The 15,389-nt window shown below is 72.7% G+C and carries 11 protein-coding genes and 2 pseudogenes; 4 read left to right on the top strand and 9 right to left on the bottom strand.

Translation table 11 applies throughout. The features are described from left to right. Window positions 1-734 precede the first annotated feature (734 nt). From ACZ8ZB_RS17765 to ACZ8ZB_RS17735, 7 genes are all read right to left on the bottom strand, one after another. Window positions 735-2,195, bottom strand: a complete 1,461-nt coding sequence (locus ACZ8ZB_RS17765) for an Ig-like domain repeat protein (RefSeq protein WP_470738681.1) — start codon at window positions 2,193-2,195, stop codon at window positions 735-737. 33 nt (window positions 2,196-2,228) lie between these two features. Continuing rightward, on the bottom strand, window positions 2,229-2,681 hold the full coding sequence (locus tag ACZ8ZB_RS17760) for a YncE family protein (protein ID WP_470738680.1): 453 nt from the start codon (window positions 2,679-2,681) through the stop codon (window positions 2,229-2,231). A 762-nt stretch (window positions 2,682-3,443) separates the two neighbouring features. Further along, complete coding sequence (locus ACZ8ZB_RS17755) at window positions 3,444-4,745, bottom strand: type III PLP-dependent enzyme domain-containing protein (RefSeq protein ID WP_470738679.1); 1,302 nt, start codon at window positions 4,743-4,745, stop codon at window positions 3,444-3,446. A gap of 213 nt (window positions 4,746-4,958) precedes the next feature. After that, a complete protein-coding gene (locus ACZ8ZB_RS17750) occupies window positions 4,959-6,608 on the bottom strand; it encodes a PucR family transcriptional regulator (protein ID WP_470738678.1) in 1,650 nt (549 codons plus the stop codon). Between the two features lie 164 nt (window positions 6,609-6,772). Further along, complete coding sequence (locus ACZ8ZB_RS17745) at window positions 6,773-7,402, bottom strand: hypothetical protein (RefSeq protein ID WP_470738677.1); 630 nt, start codon at window positions 7,400-7,402, stop codon at window positions 6,773-6,775. Further along, window positions 7,399-8,994, bottom strand: coding sequence for an ATP-binding protein (locus ACZ8ZB_RS17740; protein WP_470738676.1), 1,596 nt, complete (start codon window positions 8,992-8,994; stop codon window positions 7,399-7,401). Before ACZ8ZB_RS17740 ends, ACZ8ZB_RS17745 begins: the two co-directional genes overlap by 4 nt. Continuing rightward, complete coding sequence (locus ACZ8ZB_RS17735) at window positions 8,991-9,677, bottom strand: response regulator (protein ID WP_470738675.1); 687 nt, start codon at window positions 9,675-9,677, stop codon at window positions 8,991-8,993. The genes ACZ8ZB_RS17740 and ACZ8ZB_RS17735 overlap by 4 nt, the downstream gene beginning before the upstream one ends. 305 nt (window positions 9,678-9,982) lie before the next feature. Between ACZ8ZB_RS17735 and ACZ8ZB_RS17730 the strand changes: the two genes are divergently transcribed. From ACZ8ZB_RS17730 to ACZ8ZB_RS17720, 3 genes and pseudogenes are all read left to right on the top strand, one after another. Further along, window positions 9,983-10,729 carry a DUF3152 domain-containing protein gene (locus ACZ8ZB_RS17730; protein ID WP_470738674.1) on the top strand — a complete coding sequence of 249 codons (747 nt, stop codon included), beginning with the start codon at window positions 9,983-9,985 and terminating at the stop codon, window positions 10,727-10,729. A 43-nt stretch (window positions 10,730-10,772) separates the two neighbouring features. After that, window positions 10,773-11,093 (top strand): hypothetical protein, encoded by a 321-nt coding sequence (locus tag ACZ8ZB_RS17725; protein WP_470738673.1) that lies wholly within the window; start codon window positions 10,773-10,775, stop codon window positions 11,091-11,093. After that, window positions 11,090-11,161 (top strand): annotated as a pseudogene (locus tag ACZ8ZB_RS17720) (hypothetical protein); the annotation flags it as partial. The gene ACZ8ZB_RS17725 and the pseudogene ACZ8ZB_RS17720, both read left to right, overlap by 4 nt. 47 nt (window positions 11,162-11,208) lie before the next feature. Here ACZ8ZB_RS17720 and ACZ8ZB_RS17715 read toward each other — a convergent pair. Further along, window positions 11,209-11,406 (bottom strand): annotated as a pseudogene (locus tag ACZ8ZB_RS17715) (helix-turn-helix domain-containing protein); the annotation flags it as partial. Between the two features lie 73 nt (window positions 11,407-11,479). Next, on the bottom strand, window positions 11,480-11,845 hold the full coding sequence (locus ACZ8ZB_RS17710) for a hypothetical protein (protein WP_470738672.1): 366 nt from the start codon (window positions 11,843-11,845) through the stop codon (window positions 11,480-11,482). A gap of 325 nt (window positions 11,846-12,170) precedes the next feature. Here ACZ8ZB_RS17710 and ACZ8ZB_RS17705 point away from each other — a divergent pair, with 325 nt between their 5' ends. Further along, entirely contained in the window at window positions 12,171-15,389 is a 3,219-nt protein-coding gene (locus ACZ8ZB_RS17705) for an FG-GAP-like repeat-containing protein (RefSeq protein ID WP_470738671.1), read from the top strand.

The raw sequence follows: 15,389 nt of genomic DNA, 5'->3' as shown, positions 1-15,389 counted from the left end.
CGACAGGGCGGCGCTGAACAGGATTTGAGCCGTCCTCAGGAGGAACGGAAACGCTCGTTTCCCGTTGCCGCCCAGACCCCGTACACCGCGGTGGCGGTGGGAGCGGGGAGGCGGGAGGAACACCCTGCGGCATTCGAGGGTGATGGAGACGGACAGCACCGCAGCGCCGGGACCGCCGGTCTCGTGGTCGCCGCCACGGCCGAACCGCGGGCACTCACCCTGCTGCACGGTGACCGCGGCTTCGAGTGCCTCGCCGCCGTCACCGGCCAGGCACCGCGGGGTACGGACCCGGAGCCGGCAAGTGAGCCAGGACCGAGCGCCCTCCTGTTCCCAGGGAGTCGGTCTCCGAACTGGTCGTCCCCGGAATGGCCGAGCGAGCGCAGAGCCCGTTCGTGCAGGCGTTCCACCGCCCCTTCTTCGAAGCCGTGCCCACAGCGTGCCCGTAAGACCCGTAAGACCCGTAAGACCCGTAAGAGCGGACAACCACGGTCACCAATGGTGCGACGGCACCCGCACCACAGCGTCGCCGCAACTGATCCACGCAGGTCAGCGACCATGTGGTCACGCACGCTCCATCGCTTCCCCGGTTGAGCGCGCGAGTTCGGTTCTCGTCACCCGATCCACGAAGCAGGCCCAGGTCGGAGACCTGGGCCTTCCGGCTGTGCGCGGTGGTCAGCCGTCGTGCGCCGGCACGGCCCGGGAGGGGCCGGGGCCGTACGGGCGGCCGGAGGCGACTACTTGGTGAAGGTGAAGTACTTCCAGGCGCCGTGCGTCGTGGAGTTGACGGTGTCGCCGGAGGAACCGTTGACGTACGACGAGCGCATGCGGGCGCGGATGCCGGACTCGCCCGGCGCCTCCAGGCGCACGGCCGACTTGCCGTCGGCGCCCAGGGCGAAGTACTCGGGGGTGGAGTCGCGCCAGGCGCCCCCGTAGTGGACCTGGAGCTGGAAACGCTGCTTGCGGCCCTTGTGGTAGCTCATGGTGGTGGTGAACACCGGGTCGGTCTTCTTGCGGAAGTAGTAGTACGTCGTGGAGCCGATCTTGCCCGTCCTGTAGTGCTGGGAGACGGCGGTGGAGACCTTCACCTTGGCGTACGCCGTGGACTTCACGGTCTTCGAGGCGTAGCGGGCGTCGCCGGCGAAGACCGCGCTGACGGCGGTGTCACGGGTCATGGTGACGGTCGCCGACAGGTCGCCCTTGGAGTTGACCTTGCCCGTCTTCAGCAGCTTCCTCGGCTTGTCGGAGCCGAAGGGGTCCGCGTAGACCGAGACGGTGCGGTTCTTGTACGTCGTGCCGAGGTGTGCGGTGAAGGTGACCTTCTTGCCGTACGAGTACAGTTTGCCGTTGTTGTTCAGGCTCAACGCGGTCGCCTTGCGCGAGACGTCCACCGCGTCCGAGCCGGAGGCCGGGGCGTGCGTGGCGTCGCCCGCGTAGGAGACCCGGTAGGTGACCTTGCCGCCGGCGGGCGGTGTGTCCGTGAAGGAGAAGCTGCCGTCCGCCCTCGTCCTGACGGCGGCCAGCGCCTTGCCCTTCGGCGACTCGACGTCCGTACGGGTCACCTTCAGGCCGGTGCCGGCGGCGAAGGGCGTCCTGGAGGTCAGCTTGCCGGTGACGGTGAGCTTCTTGGACCGTTCCGACTTGGCGGGGGCCGACACCTTGAGGGCGGGAAGTTCCTTGGTGGGGTCGGTCAGGGCGCGCAGGGTGTGGGCGCCGTGGGTGTTCACGGAGACGGCGAAGACCCGGCTCGAGTCCGGCGCCCAGGCGAGCGCTCCGTCCACGAGGGTGTCGGCGCCGCTGCTGTTGCCGGTGTTGGGGAAGTCGTACTCCCGCACCGGCACCGGGTCACCGGGCCGGTGGACGTGGACGTCGGGGTCGTACCAGGAGAAGCTGCCACCCGCGACGCTGCCGTCGGGCGCGACCCGCACGGCGTTCGGGTAGGCGTCGATGGGGTAGCCCGCCTGCTCGGTGAGGTCGGTGGTCGAGTAGGCGCCGAGGCCGTAGCCGTACTCGGGGTCGCCCCACGAGGTGAGGACCTGCTTGCCGTCGGGCGTCAGGTCCACCTGCTTCACGGCCGTGTCCATGTCGCCCTTGACCCGCAGTGCGGCCCCGGCGGCCGAGACGTCGTAGACGGCGAGCTCGCCGCCGTTGCCGGCCACCAGGACGCCCGGGACGGCCGGGTCGGACGCCAGGAACATCCCGAAGGCGCCGGAGAAGCCGACGTCGCCCCGCTAGGCGAGGCGAACGACGGGTTCGGGGCCGGAGGTGTCCAGCGAGCCGAAGTCCGTGCCGTGGGCGAACCAGATCCGGCCGTCCACCACCTCCAGATCGCCGGGAACCACGCCCACCGGGTAACTCGCGGTCCGGGTGTGCGTGCCGGTGTCCACCGAGATGATCCGGTTGCCGTTCCTCACGGCCGCGTACACCTGCCCGGAGTCGGCGGACAGCGCCAGGCCGGTCACGCCGGAGAGGCCGGTCAGCGTCGCCTTCACGGTGCCGCTGTAGTCGGTGACGACGATCGTGCCGCCGGTCGGATCGGAGACGTAGACCCGCTGGTGGACACCGTCCACGACGATGTCGCCGACCGACTTCACCGGAAGGCCTTTCGCGGAGTCGGCCGATGCCGGACCCGCCGCGCCTCCCACCAGGGCCGCGGAACTGAGGACGACCGCGAGTGCCGTCACGGTCGCGATGCTGCGCCTGCGCACAGTGATGTGAACCCCCACAGAAGATGCCCGGTGGTCACCGGACGAAAACGAACGGCCGCGTGTCCCCCTCACCCGACGACGGGTGTTCGGACGCTGCCGGAGACGCAGCGTATGACATGCGGGTGACAATTGAGGGTCGAATTACCGCATTACCGCATTACTGAATTACTGCATTACGGCGATTCCGCCGGCGTCTCGTACGCGGCCCGGACCGCTGCCCGGCCCGCGCGGCGGCACGGCGGGATCAGCGGTCCCCTCAGCCGCCCCGCCCTCCGTTCCGTTCGGCTCCCCGGGCCGGGAGCGCGGGGCCGGTCCCGGCCGTCCGGACCGGCAGAGGAAGCCCCGGACCGGCGGTCCGGGGCTTCGCCGCCGTCAGCGGGTCTGCGCTCATACCGCCAGCAGGCCCACCACGGCCGTACCCGCTCCGTAGCAGGCGCCCCGGAGGAACTGGTCGGCCGCGATGCGGCGGCGGCGTGAGATCCACCGCGCGGCATCACGCGCCGTCCGGCCGCAGCGCGCCCCCGCGGCGGACAGCCGTCGTCCGGTGGCCCCCCGTCGGCCCGGGGGCGCCGCTTCCTCCATGGAGCACCCTGACCGGGCGCGCCGTACTTTCATGGCGGTTGCACCTGCCTTCCTCGGTGTCGTGGTTCTCCCGGGCAGCCGGGCATGGCCGCTCGGGGCGCGCCGGTCCCGGTGGCTGCGACCGGGGTTCCGGCGGGGTGTGCGGGAGGGCCGGGGTCACCGTCCGGCGAGGGCCGGGACCGGGTGGGCGGCCTGTGCGGGGCGGAGCAGCCGGAAGGTGACCCGGCCGTCGGCGTCGATGCGGGCGCCGTGCACGGCGGGCTCGGGCAGGCTGTTGTAGTGGAAGGGCGTGGAGAAGTAATAGGCGCCGGTGTCCGGGACGACGACGAGGTCGCCGGCGTCGAGGAGGGGCAGCGCACGGTCGCGTGCCAGCAGGTCACCGGCGAAGCAGCACGGGCCCGCGACGTCCTGCCGCACGGGCCGGCCGTGCTTGGCCCGGCCGCGGGGATCGTGGGCCTCGATCCGCAGGGGCCAGGCGTCGGGGGCGAACACCGTCCGCGTGGCGACCTGTGCTCCGGCGTGGGTGATCGCGACGGGCCGCCCGCCGACGGTCTTGGTGTACTCGACGTACGCGGCCATGAAGCCGTTCTTGGCCAGCACGGAGCGGCCGAACTCGGTGACGACCTCGTACGCGCCCGAGAACAGGGCAGGCGCGTGTGCGCGCAGGTGGTCCACGTAGGCGTCGAAGCCCGGCTCCGTCTCGTCGCCGGTGAAATCGACCGGCAGTCCGCCGCCGATGTCGATGCCGGTGACCTGCCGGCGGCCCAGGTGGGCGTTGACCTCCTCGGCGAACTCCACCGCCTTCGCGACGCCCCGGGCGATCAGGTCCAGGGGGCAGCCCTGTGAACCGACGTGCGTGTGCACCCAGGTGAGCCAGGGGCGGTCCCGGTACGTCTGGAGCAGTCGTCGTCGGTTGCCCTCGTCCTCCAGGGGGATGCCGAACTTCGAGGTCGCGGTGGCGGTGCTCATGGCGGTGATCGAGCCGGCGCCGACCTGGGGGTTGACGCGCACGCCGATCCGCGAGCCGGAACGGCGGGCCGCCAGGATCTCGTCCAGCCGCGCCAGTTCCTGGAAGCTGTCCGCGTTCACCGCGACCCCCAGGTCCAGGGCCCGGGCCAGTTCGGCCCGCGTCTTGGCGGGGGAGTCGAACACGATGTGCTCGGGTGCGAAGCCCGCCTCCAGCGCCTGGGCGAGTTCGCCCGCACTGGCGACCTCGCAGCCCATGCCGCTCAGGCGCAGTTCCTCGAGTACGGGAACCAGGCAGTTCGCCTTGGCCGCGAACGCGTGCAGGACCCGGAGGGAGTCGGGGAACGCGCTCCGCAGGGACGTGACGGTCTCGTTGACGCCGTCGAGGTCGACGAACCCGGCCAGTACGGCCGTCTCGGGTTCCAGGAGTCCCTGTCGTACGGCTGCCCGCAGAATCCGTTCACGCCGGTCGGCCTTGCCTGAACCACTCATCGTGCGCCCTCCCTGATCCGGGGTCTCACCGCGCCACGATCGCCGTGGGGCGGACCACCAGACTCCCGGCGCGGCGGTGCGGGTGTCTTCGTCGGGAGTCCCGGTGTTCCGCCGCGCGGTTCTCACCGCGGAGCGAAACCGCGGACGTGGCGCAGCCGCCGTTGTGCCCGGGCACGAAGAAACCGCCCCTTCTTCGTGGCGGCTCCCGAGGACTCACGCCTCCCGGCCCCCGCGCTCGAGGAGGCGCAGTTGCAGCTGGGCGAGGAGCCGGGCGTCCGGACTGCGGAGGTCGAGCCCGGACACCTCGGTGATCCGGTTGATCCGGTGCCTCAGGCTGTTCGCGTGCACACCCAGCGCCCGTGCGGCGTCCGGTACGTGGCCGAAGTGGTCCAGGTACACCCGCAGGGTCCGCACCAGCGTGCCCCCGCCGTTCCCGGCGTCGAACGCCACCAGGCGTGCCACCGGTGTCCCCGGCGCCGGGGCCGGTCCCGTCAGCGCGTCCAGCATCTGGTTCAGGGCGATCGACTCGGCCACCTCGTCCGCGGAGGCGACGGTGCGGTGCTCGCCCGCCGAGAGCAGGGCTCTCAGCGCCAGGTCCGCCGACCGGCGGGACCCGGGCAGGGCCGCCAGGGTGTCGACCACCGTGCCCAGACCGATTCTCGTCTCCGGCCCGAACACGTCGGCCACCTGCCGCACCAGTGACCTCCCCAGACGCCCGACCTGTTCGACGGCCCGCCGCACGTCCTGGTGCAGCGCGCCCACCAGGACCAGGGCCCCCTGGTCGACCGGCACCACCACCGACGTGAGGCCGTTCGCGCCGCAGCACACGGACAGCAGGGCGCACAGCCTTCCGGTCTCCTCCCCCTTGCAGGAGGCTCCGGGACGTACCGCCAGGACCGCGCAGTGCCCGCGCGCCGGTATCCCGGTGCGCTCGGTCAGCACCTCGGCGGATCCCCGTCCGTCGAGCAGCGCGCGGGCCGTGTCCTCGACCAGTCGGACGTGCGTGCGGTGCGACCGGTGGTGCAGCAGGTGTGCGGCGGCCGCCCGCGCCGCCGACCGCAGGGTGTCGGAGGCGTGCGGCGGGAGGTCACCGCCCGCGGCCGCCACCCAGATCGATCCCAGGATCTCCCCGCCCGCCCGGACCGCCACCACCAGGCGTTCGGGATTCTCCCCGTGCGCCGGCCGGTGGATGACGTCCCCCGAGCCCCACAACGCCTGGAAGAACCCGGCCTCCCGCATGGCGGCCACGCGCCACTCCGGCACCCGGCGGCCGAGGATCGTCAGCCGGCGCAACTCGTCCACGTCCTCCTTCGTGGACGAGTACGCCAGGACCCGGGACTCCACGTCCTCGATCGTCACCGCGCCGCCCACCAGGACCGCCACCGCGTCGGCCAGCCCGTTCAGGTCGCCCGGCGGCACCGCCGCCACAGCCGGGTCGGCGGGGGCTCCGGACAGGACCAGACCGGCCCGCAGTGCGCCGACCAGCTCGGTCCAGCCGCACCACGCCGTCCGGAAGAGCACCGCCGTACCGGCGTCCTCGACGGCCGCCCGCAGCGCCTCCGGGGGCCGCCCCGGCCTTCCCGGCCCGAAGACCACCGCAGCCGCGCCCGATCCTGCGGCCTCGCGCACGACGTCGACAGCGGCGGCCGAGTGCGGATCGACGCCCACGGCCAGCACCACCTGCCCCCGGGGCGGCCCCGCCTCCAGCGGGTCCAGCACGGTGACCCCCTCGACCACGACCCCCAGGCCGCGGGGAGCCAGGTACGGCTCCAGCGCACCGGCCCCCATGACCGACAGCAGGCTTTCCAGCGTCGGTCCCGCCGCGGTGCCGTCCCCCTGCCCCGCCGTCTCGTTCAGCGCCATCCGGCCCCCCACTTCGGTGCGTCACGTGACGGTGAGTGTAGAAGGCATCACAGGAACGAGTGGGGCATATGCCCGGAAGCGGTCGGCCGGCCTGCCCCCGCGCGGTCGGGCGGGAGGCCATGCCGGAAGGCCGGTTCCGGTCCTGGGCGAGGGCCGTCCGGTGGTCAGCCGGAGGACTCCCGCGGGCTCGGTGCTTCCGGCTGCTCCTGCGGAGGGGACACGACGGGGCACGCGGAAGCCGACTGCGTCATCGTCCATCCGTCCCCGAACACATGGAGTCTGCCGGTCGCGGCGGAACGGCGCGCGGTGTCGCCGCCGGCTTCCGCGTCGGCACGGGGGACTGCGGTGGGGGCCGGCGAAGCCGCGTGGTTCACCGTGCACGTCAGCTGGAGCATGGCCCGACGGCTCAGCGGAGCCGTCTCACCGGGGAGCCGGACGGAGAGGATGCCGTCGTCGGCGATCGCCACCCGTGGCGTGTCCGTCAGGCGGGGCAGCTCCGTGGTGACCGCCGGGGCCTCGTTCGCGGCCGACGCCTCGAACAGCAGGCTTACGACGGCCTCGAGGTCCCCGGCGTCGTCGACCCGGTGGGGACGGGGCGTCAACTCCCCGTCGCGCAGGAAGAAGAGGGGGATGGTGGCGGGCGTCGGGGGTGGTGTCGCACGGGGGGAGAACATGCCGCTCGCCGGCGCACCGGTCTCGATGACACCGGACGGGGGGATTCCGCACGCCGTGAGCGCGACCGCGGCCACGGCCGTGAGCCCGGAGAGCAGCGCTGCCGTCCGCGAGCCCCTCACCGGGCGCCCCCGTCGGCCTCGGTGTCGGTGTCGTCGCGGTGCAGCGGGAGTTCGACCGTGAACACCGCGCCGCCCCGGGGCAGGTTCGCCGCCCGGATGCGCCCTCCGTGCAGGCGCACGTTCTCCGCCGTGATGGCCAGGCCCAGCCCGCTGCTCTCGCTCCTGGCCCGTGAGGTGCTCGCCTTGTAGAACCGCTCGAAGATGTGCGGCATGGCCTCCTCGGCGATCCCCGGTCCGTTGTCGGTCACCTCGATGACGGCCCATGCCATGCCCGCCCCGTCCACCCGTGCCCCCATGGCCAGCCGTACGGGCGGCTCTCCGTGCCGCAGCGCGTTGCCGATCAGATTGGCCGTCACCACGTCGAGTCTGCGCGGATCGACGCGCGCGCGGAGTTCACCCGGTCCGGGCAGCCGCAGCTCCACCTGCTCCCGCCGCCACCGGGAGGCGACGGTGCGCCGTACGGACTCGGCCAGGTCGATCTCGTCCCGGTTGAGTTCGGCCACCCCCGCGTCGAAACGGGAGATCTCCATCAGGTCGTTCACCAGTCCGCTCAGCCGGTTCGTTCCCTCGCTGATGAGCCGCAGCGCCTCACCGGTCTCCCCTTCCCCCTCCAGGTCCAGCACGTCGGTGACCGCCGACATCGCCGCCAGCGGCGTGCGCAGCTCGTGGGAGACGTCCGCCACGAAGCGGCGCCCCCGGGCCTCCAGGCGACGCAGCTCCCGCACGGTTCGCTCCAGTTCGGCCGCCGTCTCGTTGAAGGACTGGGAGAGATCGGCCAGTTCGTCGGAGCCGGTGACGTTCAGCCGGACGTCGAGATGTCCCGCGGCCATCCGGCGCGTCGCCCGGCGCAGCGCCCGTACGGGACGCAGTACGCCGCTCGCGGCGAGCAGCGCCAGGACGACGGCGAGGCACAGGGCCACCAGGGTGGCCCGCTCGATGCCGTGGACCATGGCCTCGACGTACCCCTCTTCGGTGGTCTGCGGGACCTCCAGGTACATCACGAGCCCGGAGAGCCTGGTCTCCAGGCCCTCGCCCCAGGTGTACGTGACGGGCATGCCGACGACGAGACGAGGACGCCCGTCGACGTTCACCCGCTGGAACACCGCGACGCGTCGCTCCCGGACGGACCGGAGCATTTCAGGGCTCAGCTCGACGAAACCGGCGCTCGGCGCATAGGCGCGGTGGTCACCGTACGTGGCCATGATCCGCCAGCCCGACGAACGGTTCGCGTACAGCACCTGGTCCACCGCGGACTGGAGGTCCGCCTGGTTCGGGGCGATGGGGATGGAGGGCGCGACGGCGTCGACGCTCGTACGGAACCGGTTGATGACGGAGTCCTGGCCCTGCTGGAGCACCCCCGTGCGCGCCTCGCGGAAGGCGAGGGCCCCGGTGCCCAGGGAGCTGGCCATGGCCACCAGGACGAAGGACGTCAGCAGGCGGGGGCGCAGACCGCGCAGGGGGAGCGGGATGCGTGCCAGGGCCGCCCGGAGGAACCGCCGGGGGCCGGCACCCGGTACGGCGGTGAGGGCCCCGTCGGCCGTGGGGGCCCCGGGGACGGTCCTCCGCGTCCGCGCGGACGTCCGGTCGCTCATGAGGTGCCGAAGCGGTAACCGAATCCGCGTACGGTCTGTACGTAACGGGGATTCCTGCCTTCACCGAGCTTGTTGCGCAGTCGCTTCACGCAGGCGTCCACGAGCCGTATGTCGCCGTGGTAGCTGTGTTCCCAGACCGCTTCCAGCAGCTGCTGGCGGCTGAACACCTGGCCGGGCGAGGCCGACAGGGTCAGCAGCAGCCGCAGTTCGGAGGGGGCGAGGGTGACGGGTTCGCCGCGGTGCGTCACCACGAGCCCGGCGCGGTCGACGACCAGCTCGCCGTGCGTCTCCGCCCGGGGACGGGTGCCGTCCGGCAGCGAGGCGTCCTGTCTGCGCAGTACGGCCCGTATGCGGGCGTCGAGCACCCGGGCCTGCACGGGCTTCACCACGTAGTCGTCCGCACCGGTCTCCAGTCCCACGACCACGTCGACGTCGTCGCCCCGGGCCGTCACCATGATGATCGGCACCTGGTCGCGCTCCCTGACCCGGCGGCACACGTCCAGGCCGGACATGCCGGGCAGCATGAGATCGAGCACGACGACGTCCGGCCGGAAGGGGCGGAGCTGTTCCAGCCCCTCCTCTCCCGTTTCCACGGCGAAGACCTCATGCCCCTGATGCCGCAGACCCAGTTGGACGGCCCTGCGGACATCTAGGTCGTCCTCGACGATCAGAACCCGTGGCATTTCGGCAGTGTAGGCAGACCGGACGAGGCGACCGTCCCGAGGAAGGTCCCTCTCCGACCGCCGTTACACAACGATCACATGGTTCGGGGAACGCGGGGCGTCGTTATCTTTCCGTGATAACACCGGCTCATGGGGATCATCTGGAATCGCCAGATTGACCTGCCATGCATTCGGCACGACAGCGACGATCCGCATCCTCCGCCGGCAGCACCGCGGCCGGTCACCGCGCCGGCCGCCGACGGCGGTCCTCCCATCGTCGGGGACGTCCGCGCCGCCGGGTCCGGAACCTGCTGACCGGCCTGCTGGTGACCGTCGGCCTGCTGGGCTCGGCGGCGTACGTCCTGGGAGGCGGGCGGAGCGACGCGTCGAGCGGCGCGCCCCGCCCACGGAGCACGCACGTCACACCCGCTCCCACTCCCACGCCGTCCTCCTCCCCCTCCTCCTCTCCCTCCCCCTCCGCGAGCCGGACCGAGATCGACGTCCCCCCGACGGGCAGCGGGACGTTCGTCACCGCGCGGGCCAGTGGGGAGAAGGTGGGCAGCGGTTCCCGCCCGGTGCGCTACGTCGTGGAGGTCGAGACCGGCCTCGACGTCTCGCCGGCCCAGGCGGCGAACGAGATCGCCGACATACTCGCCGCCCCGCGCGGCTGGACCCACGACCCGGACAACGCGTTCCAGCTGGTGGGCGCGGGATCGCCGCACGACATCACGATAAGGATCGCGACACCGGCGACGGCGGACGCCCTGTGCTGGGCGGGCATCCAGCAGGACACCGGGGGCGAGTACAACTGCGAGGTCCCCGGAGGGGTGGTGGTGAACCTCAAGCGCTGGGTCAAGGGCTCGCCCACCTTCGACGGGCCGATCGAGGACTACCGGGCGCTGATCATCAACCACGAGGTGGGGCACTTCCTCGGTCACGGGCACGTGACCTGCGGGGGCGCCGGGCGCCTGGCCCCCGTGATGATGCAGCAGATCAAGGGCCTGCACGGATGCGTCTCCAACGCCTGGCCCTACGACGAGAACGGTGACCTCGTCACCGGGCCGCCCGTATGACCGGCGCCGCCCGTACGGTCGGCGCCGGTCCCCGAGCCGGCCGGTGATCGGGATACTCGGCGGAGCGGAGCGGGAGCAGCAGCTCTCCACCGCGGTGATCCTGCCGCCCACGACGGCCGCGGACCGGATGGGTCCGGGGACCGTGACCCGGGTGCTGATCAGCACCGCGCTCGGCGCGGCCGGCCAGGACGCCCGCCGGGCGCCGATCGCGCCGGCCCCCGGGGCCGAGGCCTCCCTGACCGTGACGGCACCGGCCGATCCGGCCGAGGCCCGCAGGGAAGTGCAGGGGGACGTCAACGGCCTCTGCTCCCAGTCCTCGGGCTGGTCCCGCTGGCGGTCGGGGCCATCGGCATCGCCCATGTGACGCTGGTGACGGTCGTCGAGCGGATCGGGGAGACCGGGCTGCGCCGCACCCTCGGGGCCTCCCGGCGTCAGGTCGTCGCCCGGTTCCTGGCGGAGTCGACGACGACCGGACTCCTCGGCGGTGTCGCCTTGCTCTTCCCGGACGCCTGCCGGCCGTTACGCCATCGCCTGCCTGTCCGGTCGTTGATGCCAACGATCCGGCAGGCGTCCAGATGAGAGGTTCCTTGATCCACGAGCAGAAGGCATGTCTCCCGCTCGCGGCTCAACTTCTTCGGCCCTTGTGGCCGTCGATCCGCCCGGACCTCGAAGTCCATCGCATCCCCTGAGCCGGGGTGTTGCGACGGCCACTGGAACTCAAGGACGGGCCGGGCCCTCCCCCGCCCCGGCTCATCCGGTCCGCCGTGTCGCGGGGGACGCCGCTTCGATCCGTACCGCCAGACCGTCGAGGAGGGCCGTCGGGCCGAACCCGTGCGACGACTCGGAGGAAAGGGCGGCCTCGTCGGCGACGGAAGCGAAAGGGGACGGGCGGCCACGGGCCGGCAGGGCCGTCATCCGGTCGCGCCGGGCGTCCGTCCACTGCTCCCCGGTGATTCCGCCGGCCCGTGTGGCGCGCACTTCGGATTCGGTGTCGATCGCCCGGCCCCGGACATGTCCGAAGAGGGTGACCGCCGCGTGCATGCGGGTGTCGGCGTCCGGCCCGAGGCCGTCCAGGGCGGCCAGGGCCCATTCGATGTGACGCGTGCCGTTCGGCACGAGGAGGGACCGGCTGGGGCCGAGGGCCGCGGGCGCGGTCGCCTGTCGGAGCGGGGGATCGCCGGGGAGCGCCCGTCCGCACCGGGCGTCCCGGCACCCGGTGCGACACGTCCCCGGACGGAAAAGCGCGGCGTCCGGTCATGAGCATGCTGTTAGGCTCCCCCCACGCGCGTGGGGGGAGCGGTCGGGGGGCCGGGGACACCAGGGCGTCACCGTACGTCCCGCCATGCCTTCTTCTTGCCTTCCAGGAGGAATGGTGGTCAGACCCGGCCGACACGGTCGCAGACCCGTTCTTGATTCCCGTCCGGCACGCCTCGGTCCGCCGGTGGCACGTACCGCGGCCGTCCTGGCGACGGCGCTGGCCCTCGGTCTCCCGCTCGCCGCCGCGCCGCACCCGGCGGCAGCCGCGCCGCAGTCGGCCGCCGAGCCGGCCGCCGAGTTCGTGCTGCCCGCCGCCCCGCGAGCCGTCCCCAGGGCCACACAGATCCTCAACGCGGGGGCCAGCGGCTTCCTCTGGGCGCAGGAAGGCGACGACCGTCTCCTGTGGACCGATTACGCCACCGGGACCACGACCGCGCTGGAGCAGCGGCTGGACGCCCCGGTCCAGTACGACATCGACAGCGGCTACTTCCAGGAGTCCGCCTCCTTCCAGCCCGGTTACTACGGGGACGGCTCCGACACCGTCGCCCTCTACTCGGAGGAGGACTCCCGGGTCACCCTCCTCCAGGGCGCGGGCACCTCCGGCGGCACCGCCGTGGTGCCGGTGCCCGAGCACCACACCTACCGGGGCACCTTCGGCTCCACCGTCCTCACCAGTACCAGCGGCGTCGGCGGGAACCCGGACGCCTACCAGCTGTGGCGGGTCCGGGACGGGGGCGAGGCCGTACGGACGCCCGTGACCGGGCTGCCGGACGGCGCGGGCGACATCGTCGTCGAGGACGGCGACGCCCGGTCCGTCGTCCTCCGCTACGAGACCGGCGAGGACGGCTGGGGCCACTGGGGCATCGTCGACCTCGCCACCGGCGCGTTCGGCCCGCTGCCCGACCGGGTCTCCCCCGAGGACGGCTGGGAGGTGACCGGCTTCCGGCTGGGCGCCGACTCGGTGCTGCGGCTGCGCGGCGGGCGCGCCGCGGCCGACCTGTACGACCGTGACGACCTGACCGCGGCGCCCCGCACCTTCGACACCGGCTCCCTGAGCCACCAGGCCACGTACGGGATCGTCGGCGACGCGCTGCTCGGCGTCGAGCCGGTGTCACCCGGCGACAACGCGTACCGGGGCCGGCCGCTGTGGGCGCTCACGACCGACGGCACGGACACCGGCATGACCAAGGTCATGGACCCGGCCGCCCAGCGGATCGTCCAGGCACCGGACGGCTCCGTCCTCGTGGCCGGGGCGGAACGGCACGTCGAGCGGGGCGACCTCGACTGGGGCGTGTACCGCGTGGCCCGGGGCGCCGACGGCTCCGTCACCCGTGACCGCGTGACCGCCGTGCAGCCGATGCCCGCGCGGATCAACGGACTCTCGCTCGGCAGCGGCATCCTCACCACGGCCGACAACAGCACGCTCTACGAGCCGAACACCGTCATCGGCGCCTACCGCAGCACCTGGTTCACCACGGGCGGCACTCCGCGCGTGGCCAGGACCACGGTGGACGGGTCGGTCAGCGGGTGGGACGGCGACTGCACCTCCGGCACCGACCGCTGCATCCGGATGTTCGCCGACGGCACCGGCCACCACGGCCGCCGCGACTCCACCGAGTCCGGTCTGACCATGCTGCGCGCCAACGGCGCCGAGAACTGGGGCCCGACCCTCGACACGGGCGACTCCACCCCGCAGCTCGAGGACCTCTCCGGACGGTACGCGGTCGTCGACGGCGCCTCCTCCGGCCGGCAGTACGTCGGTGAGTTCGCCGGCGGCTCGGCGGGCAAGGTCCTGCAGAAGCGGGACCGGGTCGCCGCGGCCGTCTGGGGCAACACGCTGTGGAGCGGCGCGGCCACGGGAGGGAAGGTCACGGCCACCCGGCTCCCGTCCGGCACCGCCGTGGAGTCCTTCACCACCCGCAACGGCTGCACCCCGTCCGACCTCCAGGCCGTGGGCCGCTGGGTGTACTGGACCTGCGTGGACTACTGGGGCGACGTGCAGGGCTCGGGCGTCTACGACCGTACGTCCAAGCGCACCGCCACCGCCCCGGCGAGCAGGGTCCTCCTCGGGGACGGTTACCTCGTCGAGCGCGTCGGCGGCACCCAGTCGGGCAGCGGGCTGAGGCTCGTCGACCTGCACGGCGGGCTGCCGGCGAGCGGTGATCACACGGAACTGCCGAGCCGCAAGCTGGCCGACTGGACCGACCTCGGCCGGGACAACCTCAGGGCAGGTATGGACTGGACGGTGGACCGCTTCGGCGGCGGCGTCGCCTACGCCGACCGCGAGCAGCGCGTCCACCTCGTGCCGACCGGCGTCCCGGCGTCCGCGCTGTCGGCCATCGACTCCACGGTCACGTCCGGGACCGCGAGCTGGTCCGGCACCTGGTGGCTGTCGAAGCCCGCCGCCTCCTGGAAGGTGACCGTCCGCCACAAGGCGTCCGGTGCCACCGTGCGCACCGTGTCCGGCTCCGAGGCCCGCGGTCTGCTCAAGGCCGCCTGGGACGGCAAGGACTCCGCGGGCCGCCCGGTCACCAACGGCGCCTACACCTGGACGCTCACCGTCCAGCCCGCCGACGGCCGGGGCGCCGCCCTCAGCCTCTCCGGCAGCGTCGCGGTGACGGCCGGAGCGGCGGCGCCGCGCGACCACGCGGGCAAGGACGGGATCGGTGACGTCCTGACCCTCAACTCCTCCGGCGCCCTCACCGTCCAGCGCGGTACCGGTACGGGCACGCTGGGCGCCAAGGTCTCCGGCGCCGGCTGGCCCACCACCGCGACGTTCGTGCCGTTCGGCGACCTCGACGGCGACCGCTGCAACGACGTGCTGGTCCGGCTGCGCAACGGCGCCCTGCGCGCGCACCGCCCGGCCTGCGGCAAGGCGGTGACGCCCTCGACGCCGTACACCTCGCTCGGCACCTCCGGCTGGAACCAGTACGACGTGCTGACCGCACCGGGTGACGTGAGCGGTGACGGCCGTCCGGACCTGATCGCCCGGAACGCCTCCACCGGCACGGTCTACCTGTACAAGGGCACCAGCACGGGCAAGCTGTCGGCGCGCGTGAAGCTCTACGACAACTGGAAGACGTACAAGAAGGTCGTCGGGGCCGGTGACCTCAACGGCGACGGCATCGGCGACCTGCTCGCCCAGGACAAGTCGAACAACCTGTACCGGTACACCGGCACCGGCAAGGGCACGTTCAAGGCCCGCGCGAAGGTCTTCTCGAACTGGGGTGCTTCCTACAACGCCGTCGTCGCGGCCGGTGACATCACCGGCGACGGCAGGACGGACCTCGTCTCGCGCGACACCAGCGGCAACCTGTACCGCAACAGCGGTGACGGCAAGGGGTCGTTCGGCGGCCGCACGAAGATCGCGACGGGCTGGAAGGGGTACCGGGCCGTCGTCTGA

Source organism: Streptomyces sp. 12E (assembly GCF_055633275.1).
Note: the sequence above shows the minus strand (reverse complement) of the source record. Positions and strands in the feature narration are given on the sequence as shown.

Bases quoted from the DNA above. Each gene is read 5' to 3' on its own strand.
- ACZ8ZB_RS17735 (WP_470738675.1), bottom strand. From the start codon at position 9,677: ATGCCACGGGTTCTGATCGTCGAGGACGACCTAGATGTCCGCAGGGCC.
- ACZ8ZB_RS17750 (WP_470738678.1), bottom strand. From the start codon at position 6,608: ATGGCGCTGAACGAGACGGCGGGGCAGGGGGACGGCACCGCGGCGGGA.
- ACZ8ZB_RS17765 (WP_470738681.1), bottom strand. From the start codon at position 2,195: ATGTTCCTGGCGTCCGACCCGGCCGTCCCGGGCGTCCTGGTGGCCGGC.
- ACZ8ZB_RS17740 (WP_470738676.1), bottom strand. From the start codon at position 8,994: ATGAGCGACCGGACGTCCGCGCGGACGCGGAGGACCGTCCCCGGGGCC.
- ACZ8ZB_RS17755 (WP_470738679.1), bottom strand. From the start codon at position 4,745: ATGAGTGGTTCAGGCAAGGCCGACCGGCGTGAACGGATTCTGCGGGCA.